The sequence below is a fragment of the Aeromonas taiwanensis genome, assembly GCF_000820165.1.
Lineage (GTDB): Bacteria > Pseudomonadota > Gammaproteobacteria > Enterobacterales > Aeromonadaceae > Aeromonas > Aeromonas taiwanensis.
This window is the reverse complement of the sequence record NZ_CDDD01000064.1, coordinates 1-1,102: the sequence shown is the minus strand read 5'-3', so window position 1 is coordinate 1,102 and position 1,102 is coordinate 1. Positions and strand designations below refer to the sequence as shown.

Genomic DNA, 1,102 nt, shown 5'->3' with positions numbered 1-1,102 from the left:
CGCCGGATCGCCCCTGGTACCAGGCGATCGCCAGGGGCGGTGACGACCTCATCTGGTTTGGCCCCTACGATGAGTTTGCTTCCGCCAGCCAGGTACTGACCCTGATCAAGCGGGTCAGGGATGACGAGGGGCAACTGCTGGGGCTGCTGATGGTGGACATGTCGTTCAACACGCTGCAGGCGGCGTTGGGGCGGGCACTGGGAGGGGATCAGGCCGCCCTCTACATCACGGAGCGCAAGGGGGGACAGCGGGTGGTGGGGCACAATCTGCAGCTGCTGCCGAGCGCCTTCGACCGGGAGCGTCAGGTCGGCGGGCTGGATGTGCTCTGGGAGGGGCGCCACCTCAGGCACGGGCTCACCGACATGGACTGGGATCTCAACCTCTACCTGCCCCCCGGCCATTTTCACGAGAACCTGCAGGAGACCCTGCTGATGGTGGTGCTGCCCGCGCTGGCACTGCTCTGCATCTGGCTGTGCAGCCTGCTGTTTCTGGTGCGGATCTTCCGCCAGGAGCAGGCGCTGGTGCAGGGCTCCCTCAGCGGGCTCATCCGGGATGAGGCCTTGCTGGAGATCCAGCGGCGCCAGCGCACCTGGTTCGTGCATGGCAGCCTGGGGGAGATAAACCAGGTCAGAACCAGTTTGCAACAGGGGCTGGATGCCCTGCTCCACGATCCCCTCACCGGCATCATGAACCGGCGGGCCTTCGAGCAGGACAGGGCCGGGCTGGAGCAGGAGGGCACCCCCTACTGGCTGGTCCTGTTCGACGTGGACAACTTCAAGGGCGTCAATGACAGCTGGGGACACGGGGTGGGGGATGCCGTGCTGTTTCGGGTGGCGACCATCATGGCGAGAACCCTGGGGGAAGGGGGGGTCTACCGGATCGGCGGGGGCGAATTTTTGGCCCCGCTGCCCCGGGGGGGGGGGGGGGGGGGGGACGGCCTGAGCCCCCCTGCTGGGGGGGGGGCGGGCGCTGCAATGGCGCGGGGTCGGGGGGGCCATCACCCTTAGCGGCGGGGGGGCGGGCTCTCCGGGGGGCTCCCCCCACCCCTTCGAGCGGGGCGAGGACTGCCTCTACGAGCGCAAGCAGGGCGGGGGCGCGGCGC

1 protein-coding gene is annotated in these 1,102 nt (G+C 69.1%); it reads left to right on the top strand.

The features are described from left to right. Positions 1–1,007: sensor domain-containing diguanylate cyclase (locus tag BN1136_RS20605; protein WP_197068445.1), on the top strand; the 1,007-nt coding region annotated here is incomplete at its 5' end. Positions 1,008–1,102 lie beyond the last annotated feature (95 nt).